Source organism: Microbacterium sp. Y832, assembly GCF_057669765.1.
This window is the reverse complement of the sequence record NZ_JBYHFM010000005.1, coordinates 127,080-146,982: the sequence shown is the minus strand read 5'-3', so window position 1 is coordinate 146,982 and position 19,903 is coordinate 127,080. Positions and strand designations below refer to the sequence as shown.

The window sequence follows — 19,903 nt, the reverse complement described above, 5'->3', positions numbered from 1 at the left end:
TCAGACGGTCTCACTCGGGGTCGGGCGGGCAGACCGCGCTGATGCGCGCCCACTCCTCGGGCGACAGACCAGTGACGAAGCCATACGCCGTCCACGCATCGGGTGTGTCGTAGAGCGCCGCGAACTCGCGCCGCGACGGCGGTTCGGGGACCGCGATGCCCTGAGCGCGCAGGCAGCTCGCGATGCTCACCTCGACCGGATACCACCGCAGACCGCGCAGTTCGCGGATGCGGTCGTCGTACTCGGCGCGCACCGTCGCGGCGCACGCTCTCACCGCGGCGGCATGGCCCTCGCGTTCATCGGTGAAGGCCAGAGTGCCGGTCGATTCATCCCACTCGACCTGCCAGGCGTCGGCCTCGAGGCAGTCGATGACGGCGCTCGTGCTGTCGGTGAGCCACCCCTCCCCCTGCACGATCGTCTGGAAACGCACGGGGGCTGCCGGCTCGGCCGTCGCGATGAACGTGGTCACCGCGACCGAGACAGCGGCCGTCACGCCCACGACAGCGGCGAGGATGACGGCGAACCGCCGGGGCCTCCGGGACACGGGATCACCTGTCGGGGGCTCCGCATCGGGCGACGGAGAGGATGCCGGGTCGGGCTCGCCCTGCGCGCGGTCCTCGAGCTGCTGCAGCCGCGCGAGCGCGGACGGATCGGCCTGCACGTCTGCGTCAGGCGCGTAGGCGCGGGCTCGCAACCGGGCGAGCTCGCGGAGTTCCTGCGCATCGAGCACACGCCCATCATGCGCGGACGATCCTCGTGGTGCCAGCATCCGTTCGAATCCGTGCTATGCTCGATCCATCCTGCCTGGCACATGCGAACCGTTCCAACTTCTCACAGTGGAGAAGGTTCGCTGTATTGCGCTCTTTGAGCCCCGCTGGCCCTTCATCTCATCATCACCTGCGCTTCGGGTTCTCGCCCTTTCGCAAGCTTGGATCGCTTTTTGTTCGACAGCATTTCGATTGCTGCCCTCGCGCCTCACACCACGCCGCAGTGGCGTAAGGCCGACGACGGCGTGCACGTCGCCACCTTCGCCGGAGAATACGCCGGCTTCACCCACACGTCGCCCGGCGGTGTGCACGCGCACAGCGCCCGCGGCGAAAGCCTCGGGGTGCACAGCACGCCGAGCAGCGCTCGTGCCGCCGTTGCGGCATCCCTCACGACTTCGGAGCCCGCGCACACGCGACTCGCTCCGCATCCCCGTCCGCGTCGCATACTTGGCGTGGCACAACCGGTCGCCCCGGCGACCCGAATGGTAAAAGGAAAGACACGATGGCCACTGGCACCGTGAAATGGTTCAACTCCGAAAAGGGATACGGCTTCATCGCTCCCGATGACGGCTCCGCCGACCTTTTCGCTCACTTCAGCGCGATCGCGGCCGATGGCTTCAAGGAGCTCCGCGAAGACCAGAAGGTCGAATTCGACGCAGAGCGTGGCCCCAAGGGCATGCAGGCGGCGAACATCCGCCCCCTCTGATCCACGCGTTTAACGAGGCCCGTCCCCTATCTGGGGACGGGCCTCGTGCCGTTTATCGCACGTCGCCGTCGAGGTAGAACCAGCGTCCGTCCTCGCGTACGAAGCGCGATCGCTCATGCAGGACACCGACACCCCCCTCGTCGGCGAGATAAGTCGCACGGAACTCGACGACCCCGGTGGCATCCTGCGGTCGGCCGGCGACCGTCTCGACGATCTGCAGGCCGCGCCAGCGCGGATTGTCGCTCAGGTCCAGCGACCCCGGTCTCGTCGAGGGATGCCACGAGTCCAGCAGCCACGCGGCATCCCCTCGCCGGAAGGCATCGAAACGCGACCGCATGAGCTCTTCGGCGGTCTCGGGTTCGCGCGGCATAAGACCCTCCTGGTCGATCGTGGGCGGGTGGTCAGCTCGCGGCGCTCGAAGGGCCGCTCTCGGCGAGATGCGGGAAGGTCCAGCTGCCGTCGCGCACCTCGTCGCGCGGCCGGTACAGCCGCACGAGATAGTTCCACCCTTGGCTGATCGGAATCGCATTGGGAACGTCGGCCGGATAGTCACCGAAGCGCACGGTCGTCGAGCCGTCGGGGTTCTTGACCGCCGTGATGTCGTTGACGGTGTACGCCCCGCGGTCGTTCGCCTCGAAGAATCCCGCGGCGTTGTAGACCGAGATCGACCAGAACCCGTCGACGGGAACCTCGCCGACGGTCAGTTCGTACTGCCCGACCGGCAGGCGCGGGTCAACGCCGATGTAGGTCGCTTCGCTCGCGGGCAGACCGCCCCAGCCTGCCGCGGTGCCGATCAGGTGCCGGACCGGCTGCACGTCGCCGGGGCCGCCGAACATGTGATCGAAGTCGGTGAGATTGCGCGCGAGGACGAGCAGCGCGTTGCGCGTCTCATCGAAGGACTCGGTGTCATACGCCGGCAGTTCGAAGGTCTCAGCCGATGCGCTTTCCAGGCGGATCTGGTCTTGCAGCGAGCCGACAGTGCCGACATCGGCGGGCTCGGCGGGGTCGACCAGGATGCGCACGGCGATGCAGACATAGCGGCTGCCCAGCGCCTCCGCCGTGAGCCGGTGTTCGCCCGCGTCGTGGAGGATCGCCGCGACGTGATGGTCCTCGTTGACGACCATGGCCGACAGGTACCGGCCACCTGCGTCGGGAAGGGTCAGCGTCGCGCCCGCGGCGACATCGACGACGGCGAAGCTGTAGAGCGTGTCGCGATTGAGGCGGATCACTGCCTGGTTCTCGATCGCGGCCGGCTCGCGATTGTGGGCGAAGCGGTTCACACCCCCGGCGTTGTGCTGCAGGTCACGCAACATCCGGTGCGTCTCGGCCCGGACGAAGTTGTCGACGTTCACGCGTATCTCCACGGTGCCGATACTCCCATAACGAGCGTCGCCTCCCCCTGCTCCTCGTCCACGCGGGATCGCGTCTCGCACGTCAACCCCCTCGCGAGGAGAGCCTCGACACCGCAGGCTGAGGACATGCGAAGGGAGAACCATGACCGAGAACACGCGCACCGTCCTCACCCACTCCAACCGCGGCCAGTGGGAGAACGTCGTCGAGGGGCATCCCGACCTGTCCCACAGCTATACGAGCCGCGATGAGGCCGTCGAGGAGGGTCGGGCCGTGGCCCACCGCCTCGGCTGGGCGCACCGCGTCGAAGACGCCGATCCCACGGGGGCGATCACCGACCCCCAGCAGGATGGCGAGCAGGCGTAAGCACGTGGGTGATCGTGAACACGACATCGTCCTGCTCGGGGCGACGGGCTTCGTCGGCAGATTCACAGCGCGACATCTCGCGGAATCCGCTCCTGCCGACGTGCGGATCGCCGTCGCGGGCCGATCGCGCGAGCGACTGGGTGCCCTGACCCGCGAGCTCGGCGTGACGTGGCCGATCCTCGAGGTCGACACAGCCGACGAAGCGGCAGTCGACCGCCTTGCGGCTTCGACGTCCGTCGTCGCAACGACGGTGGGGCCCTACCTGCGATACGGCATGAAGGTGGCCGCCGCGTGCGCTCGCGCCGGCACGTCGTACGCCGATCTGTCGGGCGAAAGCATCTTCGTGGCGCGCAGCATCGAGCACAATCATGCCGCCGCCGAGGCGAGCGGTGCCCGGATCGTGCACTCGTGCGGTTTCGATTCGATTCCATCCGATCTCGGACTGGGCGTCGCCCATGCAGCAGCCGGCGGACTGCCGATCGTCGAGGCCACGTTGCGGGTGCGCTCCCTGCGCGGCGGAGTAAGCGGAGGCACGATCGACTCTCTGCGGCAGCAGATGAAGGAAGCGCAGTCGGATCCCGCGGCCCGCCGCCTCGTCACAGACCCCTACGCCCTCACGCCCGGGCCCTCGGTGCGTCTGCCGCGTCGGACCTCGAGCGGCGTCACCCGACGCGGAGCGCTCTGGCAGGCGCCGTTCGTCATGGGGGCGTACAACCAGCAGATCGTGCAGCGCTCGAACTACCTCACGGGGTGGGGCTACGGCCAGCTCATGCGCTATCGCGAACTCGTCGAGACCGGCCGTGGTGCGGCGGGGGCGATGCGGGCCGCAGGCGTCAGCGTCGGCACAGCCGGGCTCGTCGGAGCCTTGGCATTTCCGCCGACGCGGGCGCTGCTGGATCGGGTGCTCCCCGCACCGGGGACCGGCCCGGACAAGCAGACGATCGAGCGCGGCCGGTTCGTCATCGACGTCGATGCGTACCCCGTCGAGGGTGCGCCCGTGCGCGCGCGGGTGGCGGCGCCGTTCGATCCGGGATACCGCGGAACAGGGGTCATGCTCGGCGAATCGGCGCTGAGCCTGGCGTGCGACGACCTTCCCGATCGTGCCGGCGTGCTCACCCCGATGGTCGCGATGGGCGACCATCTCGCCGAGCGTCTGCGCGCGCATCGCTTCACGGTGACGACGGAGCCGCTTCACTGACCGTCCCGCCGCGCACGCGCCCCTGTCAACCCCGCCCGGTCGAGCCGCGCTGACACCATAGTGTTCTCCTGGACGTTTCCGACGACAGGAGCAGAATGACGCGTGTCGACGACAGCCGGGTGCGCGTGAGCGTGATCGTTCCCGTCTTCGAGCCGAAGCAATCCTTCGACGAGTTGATCCGATCGCTCGACGCACAGACGATGGATGCCGCACAGTACGAGGTCATCCTCTGCGACGACGGATCAGGCGAAGAGACCCGGCGCCGACTCGAGGACGTCAGCCGGTCGCGCGCGCACGTCCGCGTGCTCACGCTCGAGCACACGGGGTGGCCGGGCACGCCGCGGAACCACGGAATCGACGCGGCCCGCGGGCGGTACGTCTTCTTCGCCGACCAGGATGACCGACTGTTCGAGAACGCCCTGCAGAGCATGTCCGACGAGGCCGACGCCCACGCATCCGATGTGCTCGTCGGCAAGGTCGTGGGCGTGGGTCGGCGCATCCCCGAGGCGATCTTCCGCCGTGACGTCGCCCGCGCAGAACTCGGGCGCGATCCCCTGCTGCAGCTGCTGACACCGCACAAGCTGTTCCGCACGGCCTTCCTGCGTGAGAACGGCATCCGCTTCCCCGACGGACGCGTGCGCCTCGAGGATCACCTGTTCGTCATGCAGGCCTATTTCGCGGCCGGGACGATCTCGATCCTCGCGTCGAAGCCGTGCTACGCGTGGGTGGCGAACGAGGGCAGCGCGAGCTCGTCGCGCATCGCCCCGCAGACATACTTTCCGTCGCTGAGCCCCGTGCTCGACGTCGTCGAGACGAACACCGCGCCGGGTAAGCTGCGCGACACCCTGCTGCGGCACTGGTATCGCGGCAAGATCCTGAAGCGGATCGAGGGGCGCCGCATGGTGCGCTACCCCGACGAGTACCGCACGCGGCTGCTCGATGCGGTGATCCCGCTCGCTCGCGAGCGGTTCGGACCGGGGGTCGATGCGGGGCTCCCCTTCGCACACCGAGTCCGGTCGGCGTTGCTGCGCGCGGAGCGGCGCGACGAGCTTGTGGCCCTCGCCCGGTTCGAGTCCGAGCTGGAGTGTCAGGCCGACCTCGTGTCGGCGCGGTCGCGCGTCGGTCTGCTGACGCTCGGCATCGAGGTGCGGATCCTCCACGAGGGCGTGGATGCACTCATCTTCGACGGCGACGGGGTGTGGCAGGCGCCACCTGAGATCGGGGCACTCCCCCGCGAAGCGCTGACAGCGGGGCAAGACGTCGACACGAGCCGCGTGGAACTGCTGCTGGGCGAGGACGCGCGCGTCATCGGGCGAGCCCGCCTGCGCGAGGGCGAAGCGCGCATCGCGATTGACCCGGTCATCGCGTTCGACGAGGTGACGGATGCCCGGCTGTCGGTGCGCGTGCGCTCGGCGGGCTGGACCTTCGAGGTGCCGCTGCGCGGCTCTGCGGCGATGAGCGGCCGGCGTTCGCTCGAGGGAACGACCTGCCGGATCGAGGTGGGCGACGACGGTGCGGTGCGCGTGCTGCCCGCTCGCACGAACCGCCGGTGGAGCGCAGTGACGGCCCGAGGGCTGCGCAGCGCTCGCCGCATCGCGGGCAGGATCCTTCCGGCACGGGTGAAGCGGCTTCTCGCCGACAGGCTGCTGTAGCGAGTCAGTCGGTGCTCTCGTGCTTCAGCAGAGAGCGCGCGAGGAGCGTCGACCCGGCGACCGCGGCCGGCATCGTCGCGACAGCGCCGCCGGGGATGAGGAAGCACAGCTGGGTCGCGACGCCGAACCCGAGCGCCCGCGTGCGATTGCGGCGCAGCAGGTCCTTCCGCGCGGAGGGAAGGATGCCCCGCGCCGTGAGGGCGCGGGAGGACAGCTCGGTGGCGAGGAGCCACCCCGTGAGAAGCACCCCGAGGATCGTCGCGAGGATCCCGCCGACGAGCGGGATGAGGCCGGTCAGCGCAGCGAGCAGCGCGACGCCCACGCCGCGCACGATCAGCCCGACGGTGTCGCCCACAGAGCGCCAGAATCCATAGTCCGCGCCGAGCCCGGGATCACCGAGGTCCGTCTCGACAGCCTTCCAGATGCGCTCGTAGAAGGGCTCGCCGACGAGGAGGGTGAGCGCCGTGAACGTGACGGCGACCACCACGAGCGCCGCGCCGATCAGGGCGGTGCCGATCGCGATGCGGATGATCGTGGCCCACAGCGCCGGCCATGACCCCGCGAAGGGCGTCAGGGCTTCGGTGAGCCCCGGAAGCGATGCGGCGAGCGCGATGATTCCCGCCAGGAAGAGGATGCCGACGATCGCCGCGGGAACGAGACCGAGGGCCATGAGCGCGGGGCGCTTCGACCAGTAGCCGAACCCGCTGCCCAGCAGCGCGACCCCCCGCCCGAACTCTCGCATCGGCTCAGCATATGCGCCGCCGTTGGGGCTCAGCGGGAGGCTGTGGAATCCAGGGAGATCATGTCAAGCCCATCCGGCTCACGCTGTGTGGCGCTTAACCTGGTCGTCGATCGACGGGACGGGGACGCAATGGCTGATCACGAAGACGACGAGCTGCGGATACGGGCAGCCGCGGGCGAGACCGAGGCGCGGCCCCCCGCTCCCCCGTCGACCGCCGAGACAGTGCGCAAAGACATGACCTACAGCCCGGCGAGCGAGACCGAGACCGAGCGCAAGCAGGAGGACCCAATGCCTGACTCGCTCGACGACGACATCGACCCGCGAGATGTACGCGCGGTGCCGGGCACGGGCGGGCCCGACGACGCGGGCGACGTCGAGGTGGACGCCGAGGACTTGAATCTGCCCTGGGAGGAACCCTCTGAGTGATCCGCAGGTCAGATGCTCAGAAGTCGGCGATCGTCAAGGGGGTGCGCCGCGCATGCGCGTGAGTCCAAGGTGACGGCATGACCAGCCACGCGAACCACCGTCATGCTCTCGACCCCGACCAAGCCGAAGCGATCGAGAGCGTCGTCGAGCAGGTGGCCGACGAGATCCGCCACGGCCACGTGTCCGACGACGTGAACCACCTGCTCGGCCAGCGACTGGATGCCGCCGGCATCGCTTTGCCGCCCGAAGCCGTCGACGATCTCGCCGAAGACATCGAGACCGAGGTCTCGCTCTGACTCCTGCCACGCCCGTGCGCGGCGCGGGGTCATGTCCTCGGCGAAGGACACTCGCTTCGTAGGGCACCATGGAGGGGACCCCCGGCGGACGAACGGAAGCTCCCGAGTGAAGATCATCGACCTGCAGCGGTTTCAGGCGCTCGTCGCCGACGACCTCTACGTCCCGCGCGCCGCCGCGACTCTCGGCATCCCGCTCGCAGCACTTCACTCCTCGATCGAGCGACTCGAGACCGAGGTCGGGCATCCGATCATCAACCGCACGAAGTCGGGGTGGGTACTCACCGATGCGGGCATGCTCCTTCTCGACGAGGCGAAGCGCCGCGCAGCCGAGACCCCGACCTCGGAACCGAAGCGGAACGCGCCCGCCGGCGGAAAGGCGAAAGCCTCGAAGGGCAAGGGCCGCGCACCGGTCGTGAAGGGCCAGCCCAAGCCGTACAAAAAGCGTCAAGGTCGGTAGCGGCTGGGAGCTAGAGCTCGGTCACCTGACCGGCCTCGACCCGCCACTGTCGATCGGTGCGCACCGTCGACAGCATCCGGCGGTCGTGGGTCACGAGCAGCAACGTGCCGTCGTATGACTCGAGCGCCTGCTCGAGCTGCTCGATCGCGGGCAGGTCGAGGTGGTTGGTCGGTTCGTCGAGCACGAGCACGTTGACGCCGCGTGATTGCAGCAGCGCGAGCGCGGCGCGGGAGCGCTCGCCCGGCGACAGCTCCGCGACGGGGCGAAGCACGTGATCGGCCTTGAGCCCGAACTTCGCGAGCAGCGTGCGCACCTCGCCCGACGCCAGGGAGGGAACGAGGGACTCGAACGCATCGGCGAGCGGCTGCGCGTCTGCGAACGCCGAACGGGCTTGATCGATCTCGCCGATCTGCACGTTCGCGCCCACCGACGCCGTGCCCGCATCGGGCTGCTGCGTGCCGAGCAGCGCGCGCAGCAGTGTCGACTTTCCGGCGCCATTGGGCCCCGTGATCCCGATGCGCTCCCCCGCGTTCACCTGCAGCGACACAGGGCCGAGGGTGAACGAGCCCTGCCGGAACACGGCGCCGCTGAGCGTTGACACGACGGTGCTCGAGCGCGGAGCCGACCCGATCGTGAACTCGAGCTGCCACTCCTTGCGCGGTTCCTCGACCTCGTCGAGGCGCGCGATGCGGCTCTCCATCTGGCGCACCTTCTGCGCCTGCTTCTCGCTGGATTCCGTCGCGGCCTTGCGCCGGATCTTGTCGTTGTCGGGCGCCTTCTTCATCGCGTTGCGCACGCCCTGGCTCGACCACTCGCGCTGCACCCGCGCCCGCGTGACCAGGTCGGCCTTCTTGTCGGCGAACTCGTCGTACTTCTCGCGGGCGTGGCGACGAGCCGTCGCGCGCTCCTCGAGATACGAGTCGTACCCGCCGCCGAACACGCGATTCGAGTTCTGGGCCAGATCGAGTTCGAGCACGCGTGTCACACACCGTGCGAGGAACTCGCGGTCATGACTGACCAGCACGACGCCGCCGCGCAGTCCCTGCACGAACGTCTCGAGCCGTGCGAGTCCGTCGAGATCGAGGTCGTTCGTGGGTTCGTCCAGCAACACGATGTCGAAGCGCGAGAGCAGCAGCGCGGCGAGTCCGACGCGCGCCGCCTGGCCGCCCGAAAGCGCCGTCATGAGCGCGTCCCCGTCGACCTCGAGCCCGAGATCGGCAAGCAGCGGCGGCATTCGCTCATCGAGATCGGCCGCCCCGCTCGCGAGCCAGCGTTCCAGCGCCGCCGAGTAGAGATCGGATGCCGCGGCATCGGAGCCGTCGCTGAGAGCGGCGGCGGCGGCATCCATGTCTCTCGTCGCCTCAGCGCACCCCGTGCGACGCGCGATGTACTCGGCGACCGTCTCACCGGCGATCCGTTCGTGCTCCTGCGGCAGCCACCCGACGAAGGCGTCGGTCGGTGCGAGTGAGATACTGCCGGCCTGCGGTTCGTCGATGCCCGCGAGGATTCGCAGCAGGGTCGATTTGCCGGCACCGTTCGCGCCGACGACACCGATGACATCTCCGGGCGCCACGGTCAGATCGAGTGAATCGAAGAGCGTGCGATGGCCGTGGCCGCCCGCGATTCCACGTGCGACAAGGGTTGCGGTCATTGCCCAATCCTCTCAGCTCGGGCGACCTCTCAAACGTCTCGGCCCGGGCACCCGCCCGCCCGGCGATGTCGGAGCCCCTTCGTAACATTAGAACATGCATTCGAACAAAGTGATCGGCCTCACCGACGCAGCCAGCGCACAGTTGGCCGAGATCGTCGCCGAGGTCGAGAAGACGCAGGTCTTGATCGCCGCAGCTCAAGCCGCGCAGACCCGCGCACTCGCCCGTGCGGGCCACCTCGCCCGCACGCAGGCTGCGCGCAGTCGCGCCAGCGTGCGAGAGCACGACATGGTGCTCCGGTCGATCGCTGCCGAGGTCGCCGGGGTGCTGCGCGTCACCGACCGATCCGTGCAGCGCCAGATCGGCGATGCGACCGAAGTGGTCGAGGACTACCCCGCGACCCTGCAGATGTGGGAGGCAGGCGCGATCACCCGCGCGCACGTCCGGGTCATCACCGAGACCGGCGCACACCTGCCACCCGAGCAGCGAGGGGCGTTCGAACACGAAGCGCTGCGCCGGTGCGCGGTCGAAACGCCCGGGCGGGTGTGCCGCGAACTCGAGCTCCTCGCCGAGCATCTCCACCCCCGCACCCTCGCCGAACGGCACGCCGACGCCGCCGAACGACGCACCGTCCGGATCGTGCCGGTCGGCGACGGCATGTCCGACCTCTGCGCGACCCTGCCCTCGCTCCTTGCCGATGCGATCTACGACCGCCTCACCCAGCAAGCCCGCAGCATCGCCGACGCGCGCAAACGGGTCGGCGGCACGGCAGGAGAGACGCCGATCGATGAGGACACCCTCCGGCTTCGAGTCATCGCCTCCGACACCCGCTCGATCAACCAGCTACGCAGCGACCTGCTCGCCGACATGCTCCTCACCTCCGCGCCCGGCGCAGACCCCACCCGCATCGACGACGGGCCCGGAACGCTCGGCGCCATCCGCGCGAAGGTTCAGATCGTCGTTCCCGTGCTCACGCTTCTCGGTTCCGACACCGCAGCGGCCGACCTCGTCGGCCATTCCCCCATCGACCCTGTCACCGCCCGCGAACTCGCCGCCACCACACGCACCCCGTGGGAACGCATCCTCACTCACCCGATCACCGGCAGCGTCCTTCACGTCGACACCTACCCGCGCACGACAGCCATCGACCGCTACCTCCGCGCACGCGACCAACACTGCCGTTTCCCCGGCTGTCGCCTTGCCGCCATTCGCTGCGAAGTCGACCACACAGTCGACGCCGCGCTGGGCGGGCCCACCGACGTCTGCAACCTCGCTCACTTATGCCAACGGCACCACAGCATGAAGCAATTCACCCCGTGGAAAGTCGAACAGCTCGCCGACGGGTACTGAGATGGACCTCACCCCTGGGACGCGATTACCTCGACCATCCCCCATCCCTCGGTGTGCATTTCCGACCGGACGACGGACCACCCGCGCCGTTCTGATCGGCAGCTGCTGCTCTTCAGTCCCAGTCGAGATATTCCTCGATGATGACCGCGGTCTCGATGGGGTGCGTCAGCGGAAAGAGGTGCCCGGCGCCCTCGACGGTCTTGACGCTGGCACGCTCGGGAGCAGTGGCCTGCAGGCGCTCGCCGTTGGCCGGAACCGTGACTTCGTCGCCGTCGCCCTGCACGATCAGGACCGGGATCACCGGAGCGAGCGGGATGGCCGCCTCCTCGACCCCGAGAAGAAGCAACCCGTTCGCCCGGTCGCCGTGCGCCGCGACGACCGCCCGCGCGACCGTGCCACCGAAACCGTGCCCGCCGATCCAGGCGTCGTCCACGCCGAGGTGATCGAGCACCGCGACGACATCACGCACCCGCTCGTCGAGCGTGTCGGCATCCGCCCGAACGCCGATCCGGATGACATGGAATCCCGCTTCCTCGGCGAGGTAGTGCGCAACGACAGCGAGGACGTCCTGTTCCGACTCGGGCAGCAGCACGAGCTTGACGGGGCCCTCCCCCTCTTCGACGAACGGGATGCTGCGGCCCTCGGGCTCGAAGATCTGGGTGTCTGTCATGAGTGGGAGTCCTCTCGCGTGGCGTGGCCTTCCTCAAGGGTATTAGGCCGGCGCCTTCACCGATTCTCGGGAAGCGTCTGCCCGCGGCCTACACTCCCGGACGGATCGCCACGTCGACGACCTGCGCGTCGCGTGGCAGGTCGAGCGCCGCCAGGATGCTCGTTGCCACCGACGCGGGGTCGATGAGGCCTGTCGTGTCGTACTCGCGCCCCTCTTGCTCGTAGACCCGCTGCTGCATCGGGGTCGCCGTGCGCCCGGGATAGACCGAGGTCACGCGAACACCGTGCGTCGCCTCCTCGTGGCGCAGGCCGTCGGCGAGCGCCTTGAGCCCGTGCTTCGAAGCCGCGTAGGCCGCCCACTCCGGCGACGTACGCAGTCCGGCCCCCGAATTGACGAAGAGCACCTGCCCCTTCGCCGCGCGCACCGCCGGCAGCAGCAGCCGCGTGAGTTCGGCGGGAGCGATGAGGTTGACGGTGAGCTGGCGCTCCCAGAGCGCCGTCGGCATGTCGGCGACGGCACCGAGATCGACGACCCCGGCGATGTGCAACAGCGTGTCGATCCGTGCGGGCAACTCCTGGTTCGACAGCGCGTCGGCCAGGCCGGCGGGGTGCGAGAGGTCGCCGACGGCGGTGTGCGACCCGGGGAACTGAGCCTCGAGCTCGAGCGCCCGCTGCCCATCCCGGGCGAGCAGCACGAGGTCGTCTCCGCGCGCGAGCAGGCGCGCGGCGAGCGCCGCGCCGATCCCGGAGCCGGCGCCGGTCAAGAAGTGCGTTGACATTCATCCATCGTCACACACGCGTATCCGTGCGGCCCCCGGGTCGATCGCGGACACATCCTGTCCTCCTCGCCTGGCAGAGTGACTCCCATGGGAACTCCCGAGACTGAGCCTGTTCCGCTGGTCGTCGCGGACGCCGACGCCTGGCGCGAGTGGTTGATCGCTCATGAGCACGACTCCGACGGTGTCTGGCTGATGCTCGCGAAGAAGGGCGTGGCATCACCGACCTCGGTCACGTATCCGGCGGCGCTCGAAGAAGCGCTGTGCAGCGGGTGGATCGACGGACAGAGCAAATCCATCGACGAGCGCGTCTACCGCCAGCGGTTCACTCCGCGCCGTGCGCGCTCGATCTGGTCACAGCGCAATGTCGGCATCGTCGCGCGGCTCGAAGCCGAAGGTCGTCTGCGCCCGCGCGGGGTGGCAGAGATCGAGCGCGCGAAGGCCGACGGCCGCTGGGACCGCGCGTACGCCGGTTCGGCGGACGCCGAGCCGCCCGCGGCCCTGGTCGCCGCTTTGGACAGAGAGCCAGAGGCACGGGCCGCGTTCTCTGCGCTGAGCCGGTCCGAGCGCTACAGCGCGCTGCATCCGCTCCTCATCGCGGCGACCCCCGCGACACTCGAGCGGCGCATCGAGAAACTCGTCGCGAAGCTCGTCGCTGTCCGCGTCCACACCGCGCAGCGCGGTGCTGACGGCGGCGAAGATGCGTCCGTGACACCCTCACACGGCGAGCGTCGCGAGAGAACATAATCTAGACCTGTGTTCGTTCGACGCCTCCTAGCCCGCGCCTTCTGGTCCCTCAGCGGGTGGCGCCTCGTCACCGAGCCGGCACCCGACCGCCCCACCGTGCTGATCGGCGCACCCCACACCTCGAACTGGGACTTCGTGTTCATGCTCGCGATCGCCTGGCGCCTCGACATGCACTTCCGCTGGCTCGGCAAGAAGAGTCTCTTCCACGGATGGCGCGGCGCCATCATGAGACGACTCGGCGGCATCCCCGTCGACCGGGATGCACCCGCCGAGGTCGTCTCAGAAGTGCTCGACCGCATCCGCTCGGGCGATGTCTTCGGCCTCGTCGTCACGCCCGATGGCACACGCTCGGGCCACACTCACTGGAAGTCCGGTTTCTACCGCATCGCCCGTGAAGCCGGGATGCCCGTCACCCTCGGATTCGTCGACCGCACGACGAAGACCTCCGGCCTCGGACCGACGATCGAGCTGACGGGTGACGTGCCGTCCGACATGGACCGCATCCGCGCGTTCTACGCCGACAAGGCGGGTGTGCGGCCGGAGCACCGCGTCGAGCCGCGGCTGCGCGAAGAGACCGGCACGTAGGCCGAGAATCCCTCGGTTACGGCAAGACCTTCTTCACGACGCTCGACTTGAGCTGCATGCGCCCGAAGCCAGGAACGGTCGCGTCGATGTCGTGGTCGCCCACGCCATCCTCAATGAGACGGATGCTGCGGACCTTCGTGCCGACCTTCACGACACCACCACCCGCACCCTTGACTTTCAGGTCTTTCGCGATGGTCACGGTGTCACCATCGGCGAGCACGTTGCCGACGGAGTCTTTGACGACGGGCGAAGCATCCACATCGGCTGTGGCCTCCGCCGCCCACTCGTGACCGCACATGGGGCACATCAGAAGCGCGCCCTGCTCATACGTGTACGCCTCGGAGCACTCCGGGCAGGGCGGCAGCGCGTCAGACATTGAAGCGGAACTCCACCACGTCGCCATCCTGCATGACGTAGTCCTTGCCCTCGAGGCGCGCCTTGCCCTTTGCGCGGGCTTCGACGACGGAGCCGGTCTCGACGAGGTCGTCGAACGAGATGACCTCGGCCTTGATGAAGCCCTTCTCGAAATCGGTGTGGATGACACCAGCGGCCTGCGGCGCCTTCCAGCCCTTGCCGATCGTCCAGGCGCGCGCTTCTTTCGGGCCCGCCGTCAGGTACGTCTGAAGCCCGAGCGTGTCGAAGCCGATGCGCGCGAGCTGGTCGAGCCCCGATTCTTCCTGACCGGTGGATGCCAAGAGCTCGGCGGCATCCTCAGGGTCGAGGTCGATCAGTTCCGACTCGATCTTCGCGTCGAGGAAGACAGCCTTCGCCGGTGCGACCAGAGCGTCGAGCTCGGCTTTGCGCGCGGGATCGGTCAGCACCGTCTCATCGACGTTGAAGACGAAGATGAACGGCTTCGCCGTGAGCAGGCCGAGTTCCTTGATGGGCTCGAGGTCGAGGCCCGACGCGGACAGCAGCACACCGCGCTCGAGCGCATCCTTCGCGGCGCGCGCAGCCTCGAGCACCGAGGGGTCGAGCTTGCGACCCTTGACCTCTTTCTCGTAGCGCGTGATGGCCCTCTCGAGGGTCTCGAGGTCGGCGAGCTGCAGTTCGGCGTTGATCGTCTCGAGATCGTTGCGGGGGTTCACGCCGCCCTCGACGTGGACGACATCGTCGTCGGTGAAGCCGCGCACGACCTGCGCGATCGCGTCGGCTTCGCGGATGTTCGCGAGGAACTTGTTGCCGAGCCCTTCGCCCTCACTCGCGCCGCGCACGATGCCGGCGATGTCGACGAACGACACGGCGGCGGGCAGGATGCGCTCGGAGCCGAAGATCTCGGCGAGCTTCTGCAGTCGCGGATCCGGCAGGTTCACGACCCCGATGTTCGGCTCGATCGTCGCGAACGGGTAGTTCGCTGCGAGAACCTGATTCTTGGTGAGGGCGTTGAAGAGAGTGGACTTGCCGACGTTGGGCAGGCCGACGATGCCGATAGTGAGAGCCACGGGCATCGAGTCTACGTCGCCGGGTGCGACGAAATCCTCCGCCCGTCGTTTCAGACGGGCGTCGGCGCGCCTCACGATCGGGTCAGAGGCGTCGGGTGAGGGTGGTTCGGTGCCCCTGGATTTCACCGCAATCGACTTCGAGACGGCGAATTCCAGCAGCGCCTCTGCCTGCGCCGTGGGACTCGTACGAGTGCGCGACGGCGAGGTCGTGGCCAAGACCGGCTGGCTCATCCGCCCGCCCGCGGGGCACGACTCGTTCTTCGACATCAACACCCGCATCCATGGGATCTGCGCCGACGACGTCGCGGATGCCCCGACATGGAGCGAGCAGCTGAGTGACCTCGCAGCCTTCGCGGGAGCCGACATCCTCGTCGCCCACAACGCCGGCTTCGACATGGCCGTGCTGCGCCGGGCATGCGAAGCGACGGGCGACGAATGCCCGCCGTACCGCTACGCGTGCAGCCTGCAGGTCGCGCGCCGTGTGTATCAGCTCGAGTCGTACCGCCTTCCGTTCGTCGCCGCCGAAGCGGGCTTCGCCGACTTCGCCCACCACAACGCGACGGCCGATGCCCTCGCGTGCGCGCACGTCATGATCGACGCCGCCCGGCGGGTGGGTGCGTCGGACATCGAGGCGCTCGCCGTGGATGCGGGCGTCCGGGTGTCACAGATCGCCGTCGCGGCGGATCCGGCGGGAGCCGTCGCGATCGTCGCCTGACGGCTCGTTCCCGGCGGGAGCCCGAAACCGCCCCGTCAGCGCGGCGATGTCCGAGGCCCACGGCACGATGGGTGCATGGACGCATTCAGCATCACGCTCGTCGTCATCGGCTGCCTCGCGCTCGGGGCACTCGCGGGCTGGTTCGGGGGCAGCATGCGCCGCGCCGCCACGGCGATGCGCGACCAGTCAGCACTTCGCGCCCAGCTCGCCGCCGCCGATGCGGCGCGACAAGGCGTGCAGGCGCAGCTCGACCACCAGCACACGCTGTACCGCGAGCTCGCGACGCAGACACGCAGCGACCAGGCCGCCCGCGAAGAGCGCGAGCGACGCGAACAGGCGGTGCTGCGCGCACTGGCTCCCGTGCAGGAGTCCCTGCAGAGCATGCAGTCCAAGGTCGACGACCTCGAACGCGACCGGCACTCGCAGTTCGGCGCCCTGGCCGAGCAGCTGCGTCGCGCCCACGAGTCCGACGAAGTGCTGCGCGCGACGACCGAGTCGCTTGCGAGCGCCCTGCGCTCGGGGGCGACCCGTGGCGTGTGGGGCGAGACGCAGCTGCGTCGTGTCGTCGAAGCCGCGGGTCTTATGCGCTACGTCGATTTCGACCTGCAGACCACGATCGAATCGGATGCCGGCACGGGCCGCCCCGACATGGTGATCCGGCTCCCCGGCGACAAGGCGATCGCCGTCGACGCCAAGGTGCCGCTCGATGCCTACCTCGAGGCGAGCGCGATCCCCCTGACGGCGCAGGGGCCCGAAGCCGCACGACGACGCGCGCTGCTCGAGAAGCATGTCAAGGCCGTCCGCGGGCACGTCGACGCGCTCGCGAAGAAGGCGTACTGGGCGGGTCTCACCTCGAGCCCCGAGTTCGTCGTCTGCTTCGTGCCGAGCGAATCGCTGCTGGCGGCCGCGCTCGAAGAAGACCCCGCGCTGCTCGACCACGCTTTCGCCAAGCGCGTCGCACTCGCGTCTCCGGTCAACCTGTGGGCTGTCCTGAAGACGGTGGCCTACGCGTGGACTCAGCAAGACGTCACACACGAAGCCCGCGCCCTGTTCGATCTGGGCAACCAGCTCTATGAACGACTGGGGCTGCTCGCCGGCCACGCCGACGACCTGCGCCGGGCGATCGAGCGCACGGTCGACAGCTACAACAAGTTCGCAGGCTCCCTCGAGTCACGCGTGCTCGTCACGGCACGGCGGTTCCCGGGGATCGACGAGACCAAGCTCGACGCCACATCGCCTCCCGCCGTGATCGACAAGTCGACGCGACGGCTGACCGCGCCCGAACTCCTCGACGGACTCGGCACAGCCGACGGGGTCGAAACGACGCGCGACGCGGCGGCGGCCGGGGCGGACGTCGGTGAGCTGCGCGAGCGATTGACCCTGCCCGAGTGAGCCTCAGGCCCCGCCGGGCACGAAGCTCAACAGCGCGATGACGGCCGTCGAGACGAACACGAAGGCCCCGATCATCCACCAGGGACTCATCTCATGACCCTCGTCGCGACGTACGCGCAGAAGGACATCCGGCCGACGGGCGGGATCGAGAGCGTCGGCTACGACGGCGTGGGCTCCGGTCGGCGGACCGGTGGTGCCTGATTGCGGTGACATCGAGAGCCTCCTGAAATCGGGGAACAGCGACGTGTCGTCGCTGACACCACTGCCGATTGTGCCAGACGCGCCCGAGAAAAACCGTAAAGCGACACAACAGAAACCACGTTAGTCACACCAGCAACACCGGGCGTCCGGTGTCCGTCGCGAGGAACCCCAGATCAGAGGTTGATCAGAGCCACTTCGACACGAGATGCTCCGATGACACGCGCCGCAGTGTGCCCGAAGCGCCGCGCAGCACGACGCTCTCGGTGTACACGTACTTGTCGTCGCGGCTCACGCCGGCGACGAGCTGACCATCGGTGACACCGGTCGCGACGAAGATCGTGTTGTTGCCGCGCACGAGGTCATCGGCCTCATAGACGTGGTCACCGAGCTTCAGTCCCGCGTCGATGCCGCGCTGCTTCTCATCATCGTCACGCGCCCACAGGCGTCCTTGGATGTGCCCACCGAGCGCCTTGATGGCGCACGCCGTCACAATGCCTTCGGGGCTTCCGCCCACGCCGACGCACATGTCGGTGCGCGAGTTGTGCCGCGCCGCGTTGATGCCACCGGCGACGTCGCCATCGGACATCAGTCGCGTGCCGGCGCCGGCCTCGCGGATCTCTTCGATGAGCTGCTCATGACGAGGGCGGTGCAGCACCGAGACGACCATCTCGTCGATCGGCTTTCCGAGCGCCTTCGAGAGCAGTCGGATGTTCTCACCGATCGGCAGACGGATGTCGACGACTCCGACACCGGCCGGGCCGGTGACGAGCTTGTCCATGTAGAACACGGTCGAGGCGTCGAGCATCGTGCCGCTGTCCGAGACCGCGATGACCGACAGGGCGTTGTTCCGACCCGCAGCCGTCAGCGACGTGCCGTCGATCGGGTCGACGGCGACGTCGCACTTCGGCCCACGGCCGTTTCCAACCCGCTCGCCGTTGAACAGCATGGGGGCTTCGTCCTTCTCGCCCTCGCCGATCACGATCGTGCCGTCGAAGTTCACCGTTGTGAAGAAGGCGCGCATCGCATCGACGGCCGCGCCGTCGGCATCCTCCTTACGGCCTCGCCCGATGAAGGGCACGGCGCGGATAGCGGCGGCCTCCGTCGCACGGACGAGCTCGAGAGCGAGATTTCGGTCGGGATGCAGCGGACTCATGTCGGCGGTCAGACTCACCATGGCGCCAGCCTATTCCAGGCGGAACGAGAACCCTCGCCGTTTCCGGGACCGACCAGCGAAGGAATCCACGAACTTTCACGTACGACAGGTCAGGCCGAAGCAGAGCGTCACCCCCCTCCCCCCGTCGGGTCCCTTCGCTAAAGTCAGAGGTAAGCAGGAGCCGACCGACCGCAAGGAGCACTCATGCCCGTCGCCACCCCCGACCAATACGCCGAGATGCTGGACCGAGCCAAGGCCGGCGGCTTCGCCTACCCCGCCATCAACGTCTCGAGCTCGCAGACGATCAACGCCGTCCTCCAGGGGCTCACCGAAGCCGGGTCCGACGGCATCATCCAGGTCACGACCGGCGGCGCCGACTATTTCGCGGGCCACACGGTCAAGGCCCGCGCCGCCGGCGCGCTCGCCTTCGCCCGCTTCGCCACCGAGGTCGCCAAGAACTACCCGATCACGGTCGCGCTGCACACCGACCACTGCCCCAAAGAAGCACTGCCGACCTTCGTGCTGCCTCTCATCGAGGCATCCGAAGAAGAAGTGCGCGCCGGGCGCAACCCGATCTTCCAGTCGCACATGTGGGACGGCTCGGCCGTGCCTCTGGACGAGAACATCGAGATCGCTAAAGACCTGCTCCCCCGGCTGAAGAACATCAACGCGATCCTCGAGGTCGAGATCGGCGTCGTCGGCGGCGAAGAGGACGGCGTGACGCACGAGGGCTCGAACGACGCCCTCTACACGACCGTCGCCGATGTCACGAAGGCCGTCGAGGCTCTCGGGCTCGGCGAGAACGGTCGCTACATCTCGGCCCTGACCTTCGGCAACGTGCACGGCGTCTACAAGCCCGGCAACGTCAAGCTGCGGCCCGAGCTGCTCGGTGAGATCCAGGAGGGCATCGCCGAGAGGTTCGGCACGGGCCCCAAGCCGCTCGACCTCGTCTTCCACGGCGGCAGCGGCTCGACCGACGAAGAGATCGCGCTCGCCGTGGCCAACGGCGTCATCAAGATGAACATCGACACCGACACGCAGTACGCGTTCACCCGCTCGATCGCGGGCTACATGTTCTCGAACTACGAGGGCGTGCTCAAGATCGACGGCGAAGTGGGCAACAAGAAGCAGTACGACCCGCGCGCGTGGGGCAAGGTCGCCGAATCGGCGATGGCCGCCCGCGTCGTCGCGGCGACCCGCCAGCTCGGCTCGTACGGCAAGAGTCTCGGCGCGTGACGGCTCCGGGCGGTCACTGAGCCTGCCG

General features: G+C 68.5%; 24 protein-coding genes. 13 read left to right on the top strand and 11 right to left on the bottom strand.

Features of this window, described 5'->3' with window-relative positions; all coding sequences use genetic code 11:
• Positions 1–10: 10 nt before the first annotated feature.
• Positions 11–730, bottom strand: a complete 720-nt coding sequence (locus AC25YV_RS11295; protein ID WP_488123940.1) for a hypothetical protein — start codon at positions 728–730, stop codon at positions 11–13.
• Between the two features lie 539 nt (positions 731–1,269).
• Between AC25YV_RS11295 and AC25YV_RS11290 the strand changes: the two genes are divergently transcribed.
• Entirely contained in the window at positions 1,270–1,473 is a 204-nt protein-coding gene (locus AC25YV_RS11290; protein WP_376127225.1) for a cold-shock protein, read from the top strand.
• A gap of 52 nt (positions 1,474–1,525) precedes the next feature.
• On the opposite strand, the gene AC25YV_RS11285 is transcribed toward AC25YV_RS11290, so the two are convergent.
• On the bottom strand, positions 1,526–1,843 hold the full coding sequence (locus AC25YV_RS11285) for a YchJ family protein (RefSeq protein WP_488123939.1): 318 nt from the start codon (positions 1,841–1,843) through the stop codon (positions 1,526–1,528).
• Between the two features lie 31 nt (positions 1,844–1,874).
• Positions 1,875–2,837 carry a DUF1214 domain-containing protein gene (locus AC25YV_RS11280; protein ID WP_488123938.1) on the bottom strand — a complete coding sequence of 321 codons (963 nt, stop codon included), beginning with the start codon at positions 2,835–2,837 and terminating at the stop codon, positions 1,875–1,877.
• A gap of 130 nt (positions 2,838–2,967) precedes the next feature.
• Between AC25YV_RS11280 and AC25YV_RS11275 the strand changes: the two genes are divergently transcribed.
• The 3 genes from AC25YV_RS11275 to AC25YV_RS11265 all read left to right on the top strand — a co-directional run bounded on the left by AC25YV_RS11275 (position 2,968) and on the right by AC25YV_RS11265 (position 6,039).
• On the top strand, positions 2,968–3,189 hold the full coding sequence (locus tag AC25YV_RS11275; RefSeq protein ID WP_488123937.1) for a DUF2188 domain-containing protein: 222 nt from the start codon (positions 2,968–2,970) through the stop codon (positions 3,187–3,189).
• A 4-nt stretch (positions 3,190–3,193) separates the two neighbouring features.
• The gene (locus AC25YV_RS11270) at positions 3,194–4,387 is read left to right on the top strand and encodes a saccharopine dehydrogenase family protein (protein ID WP_488123936.1); all 1,194 of its coding nucleotides are present in this window, start codon (positions 3,194–3,196) and stop codon (positions 4,385–4,387) included.
• Between the two features lie 95 nt (positions 4,388–4,482).
• Entirely contained in the window at positions 4,483–6,039 is a 1,557-nt protein-coding gene (locus AC25YV_RS11265; RefSeq protein ID WP_488123935.1) for a glycosyltransferase family 2 protein, read from the top strand.
• A 4-nt stretch (positions 6,040–6,043) separates the two neighbouring features.
• Here AC25YV_RS11265 and AC25YV_RS11260 read toward each other — a convergent pair whose 3' ends face one another.
• Positions 6,044–6,781: an EI24 domain-containing protein gene (locus tag AC25YV_RS11260; RefSeq protein WP_488123934.1), complete on the bottom strand. Its 738-nt coding sequence runs from the start codon at positions 6,779–6,781 to the stop codon at positions 6,044–6,046.
• Positions 6,782–6,910: 129 nt separating this feature from the next.
• Here AC25YV_RS11260 and AC25YV_RS11255 point away from each other — a divergent pair, with 129 nt between their 5' ends.
• From AC25YV_RS11255 to AC25YV_RS11245, 3 genes are all read left to right on the top strand, one after another.
• Entirely contained in the window at positions 6,911–7,207 is a 297-nt protein-coding gene (locus AC25YV_RS11255) for a hypothetical protein (RefSeq protein ID WP_488123933.1), read from the top strand.
• A gap of 77 nt (positions 7,208–7,284) precedes the next feature.
• Positions 7,285–7,503, top strand: a complete 219-nt coding sequence (locus AC25YV_RS11250; RefSeq protein WP_488123932.1) for a hypothetical protein — start codon at positions 7,285–7,287, stop codon at positions 7,501–7,503.
• A 106-nt stretch (positions 7,504–7,609) separates the two neighbouring features.
• Complete coding sequence (locus AC25YV_RS11245) at positions 7,610–7,960, top strand: LysR family transcriptional regulator (protein WP_488123931.1); 351 nt, start codon at positions 7,610–7,612, stop codon at positions 7,958–7,960.
• Between the two features lie 10 nt (positions 7,961–7,970).
• Here the strand turns inward: AC25YV_RS11245 and abc-f are convergent, their stop codons facing one another.
• Positions 7,971–9,611 (bottom strand): ribosomal protection-like ABC-F family protein, encoded by a 1,641-nt coding sequence (abc-f, locus tag AC25YV_RS11240; protein WP_488123930.1) that lies wholly within the window; start codon positions 9,609–9,611, stop codon positions 7,971–7,973.
• A gap of 94 nt (positions 9,612–9,705) precedes the next feature.
• Here abc-f and AC25YV_RS11235 point away from each other — a divergent pair, with 94 nt between their 5' ends.
• The gene (locus AC25YV_RS11235; protein WP_488123929.1) at positions 9,706–10,959 is read left to right on the top strand and encodes an HNH endonuclease signature motif containing protein; all 1,254 of its coding nucleotides are present in this window, start codon (positions 9,706–9,708) and stop codon (positions 10,957–10,959) included.
• A 112-nt stretch (positions 10,960–11,071) separates the two neighbouring features.
• Here AC25YV_RS11235 and AC25YV_RS11230 read toward each other — a convergent pair whose 3' ends face one another.
• Positions 11,072–11,629, bottom strand: a complete 558-nt coding sequence (locus AC25YV_RS11230) for an alpha/beta fold hydrolase (protein WP_488123928.1) — start codon at positions 11,627–11,629, stop codon at positions 11,072–11,074.
• A gap of 88 nt (positions 11,630–11,717) precedes the next feature.
• Positions 11,718–12,407, bottom strand: a complete 690-nt coding sequence (locus tag AC25YV_RS11225) for an SDR family oxidoreductase (protein ID WP_488123927.1) — start codon at positions 12,405–12,407, stop codon at positions 11,718–11,720.
• A gap of 87 nt (positions 12,408–12,494) precedes the next feature.
• Between AC25YV_RS11225 and AC25YV_RS11220 the strand changes: the two genes are divergently transcribed.
• Positions 12,495–13,151 carry a YdeI/OmpD-associated family protein gene (locus AC25YV_RS11220; protein ID WP_488123926.1) on the top strand — a complete coding sequence of 219 codons (657 nt, stop codon included), beginning with the start codon at positions 12,495–12,497 and terminating at the stop codon, positions 13,149–13,151.
• Between the two features lie 9 nt (positions 13,152–13,160).
• Positions 13,161–13,736 carry a 1-acyl-sn-glycerol-3-phosphate acyltransferase gene (locus AC25YV_RS11215; protein ID WP_488123925.1) on the top strand — a complete coding sequence of 192 codons (576 nt, stop codon included), beginning with the start codon at positions 13,161–13,163 and terminating at the stop codon, positions 13,734–13,736.
• A gap of 16 nt (positions 13,737–13,752) precedes the next feature.
• Here AC25YV_RS11215 and AC25YV_RS11210 read toward each other — a convergent pair whose 3' ends face one another.
• A complete protein-coding gene (locus AC25YV_RS11210; protein WP_488123924.1) occupies positions 13,753–14,112 on the bottom strand; it encodes a zinc ribbon domain-containing protein YjdM in 360 nt (119 codons plus the stop codon).
• Positions 14,105–15,178: a redox-regulated ATPase YchF gene (gene ychF / locus AC25YV_RS11205; RefSeq protein ID WP_488123923.1), complete on the bottom strand. Its 1,074-nt coding sequence runs from the start codon at positions 15,176–15,178 to the stop codon at positions 14,105–14,107. Before ychF ends, AC25YV_RS11210 begins: the two co-directional genes overlap by 8 nt.
• A gap of 109 nt (positions 15,179–15,287) precedes the next feature.
• Here ychF and AC25YV_RS11200 point away from each other — a divergent pair, with 109 nt between their 5' ends.
• Positions 15,288–15,893, top strand: coding sequence for an exonuclease domain-containing protein (locus tag AC25YV_RS11200; RefSeq protein ID WP_488123922.1), 606 nt, complete (start codon positions 15,288–15,290; stop codon positions 15,891–15,893).
• Positions 15,894–15,968: 75 nt separating this feature from the next.
• Entirely contained in the window at positions 15,969–17,285 is a 1,317-nt protein-coding gene (locus AC25YV_RS11195) for a DNA recombination protein RmuC (protein WP_488123921.1), read from the top strand.
• Positions 17,286–17,288: 3 nt separating this feature from the next.
• Here AC25YV_RS11195 and AC25YV_RS11190 read toward each other — a convergent pair whose 3' ends face one another.
• Both AC25YV_RS11190 and glpX read right to left on the bottom strand, forming a co-directional pair.
• Complete coding sequence (locus AC25YV_RS11190; protein ID WP_488123920.1) at positions 17,289–17,498, bottom strand: UDP-N-acetylmuramyl pentapeptide phosphotransferase; 210 nt, start codon at positions 17,496–17,498, stop codon at positions 17,289–17,291.
• A gap of 172 nt (positions 17,499–17,670) precedes the next feature.
• A complete protein-coding gene (gene glpX, locus AC25YV_RS11185; protein ID WP_488123919.1) occupies positions 17,671–18,660 on the bottom strand; it encodes a class II fructose-bisphosphatase in 990 nt (329 codons plus the stop codon).
• A 183-nt stretch (positions 18,661–18,843) separates the two neighbouring features.
• Between glpX and fbaA the strand changes: the two genes are divergently transcribed.
• Complete coding sequence (fbaA, locus tag AC25YV_RS11180) at positions 18,844–19,875, top strand: class II fructose-bisphosphate aldolase (protein WP_488123918.1); 1,032 nt, start codon at positions 18,844–18,846, stop codon at positions 19,873–19,875.
• Positions 19,876–19,903 lie beyond the last annotated feature (28 nt).

What these genes read in the sequence shown, in the direction of transcription:
- AC25YV_RS11190 (WP_488123920.1), bottom strand. Translation starts at nt 17,498, where the DNA reads ATGTCACCGCAATCAGGCACCACCGGTCCGCCGACCGGAGCCCACGCC.
- AC25YV_RS11225 (WP_488123927.1), bottom strand. Translation starts at nt 12,407, where the DNA reads ATGTCAACGCACTTCTTGACCGGCGCCGGCTCCGGGATCGGCGCGGCG.
- AC25YV_RS11220 (WP_488123926.1), top strand. Translation starts at nt 12,495, where the DNA reads ATGGGAACTCCCGAGACTGAGCCTGTTCCGCTGGTCGTCGCGGACGCC.
- abc-f (WP_488123930.1), bottom strand. Translation starts at nt 9,611, where the DNA reads ATGACCGCAACCCTTGTCGCACGTGGAATCGCGGGCGGCCACGGCCAT.
- AC25YV_RS11250 (WP_488123932.1), top strand. Translation starts at nt 7,285, where the DNA reads ATGACCAGCCACGCGAACCACCGTCATGCTCTCGACCCCGACCAAGCC.
- AC25YV_RS11275 (WP_488123937.1), top strand. Translation starts at nt 2,968, where the DNA reads ATGACCGAGAACACGCGCACCGTCCTCACCCACTCCAACCGCGGCCAG.
- AC25YV_RS11265 (WP_488123935.1), top strand. Translation starts at nt 4,483, where the DNA reads ATGACGCGTGTCGACGACAGCCGGGTGCGCGTGAGCGTGATCGTTCCC.
- AC25YV_RS11210 (WP_488123924.1), bottom strand. Translation starts at nt 14,112, where the DNA reads ATGTCTGACGCGCTGCCGCCCTGCCCGGAGTGCTCCGAGGCGTACACG.
- AC25YV_RS11285 (WP_488123939.1), bottom strand. Translation starts at nt 1,843, where the DNA reads ATGCCGCGCGAACCCGAGACCGCCGAAGAGCTCATGCGGTCGCGTTTC.
- AC25YV_RS11195 (WP_488123921.1), top strand. Translation starts at nt 15,969, where the DNA reads ATGGACGCATTCAGCATCACGCTCGTCGTCATCGGCTGCCTCGCGCTC.
- AC25YV_RS11290 (WP_376127225.1), top strand. Translation starts at nt 1,270, where the DNA reads ATGGCCACTGGCACCGTGAAATGGTTCAACTCCGAAAAGGGATACGGC.
- AC25YV_RS11230 (WP_488123928.1), bottom strand. Translation starts at nt 11,629, where the DNA reads ATGACAGACACCCAGATCTTCGAGCCCGAGGGCCGCAGCATCCCGTTC.
- fbaA (WP_488123918.1), top strand. Translation starts at nt 18,844, where the DNA reads ATGCCCGTCGCCACCCCCGACCAATACGCCGAGATGCTGGACCGAGCC.
- AC25YV_RS11235 (WP_488123929.1), top strand. Translation starts at nt 9,706, where the DNA reads ATGCATTCGAACAAAGTGATCGGCCTCACCGACGCAGCCAGCGCACAG.
- AC25YV_RS11255 (WP_488123933.1), top strand. Translation starts at nt 6,911, where the DNA reads ATGGCTGATCACGAAGACGACGAGCTGCGGATACGGGCAGCCGCGGGC.
- glpX (WP_488123919.1), bottom strand. Translation starts at nt 18,660, where the DNA reads ATGGTGAGTCTGACCGCCGACATGAGTCCGCTGCATCCCGACCGAAAT.
- AC25YV_RS11260 (WP_488123934.1), bottom strand. Translation starts at nt 6,781, where the DNA reads ATGCGAGAGTTCGGGCGGGGGGTCGCGCTGCTGGGCAGCGGGTTCGGC.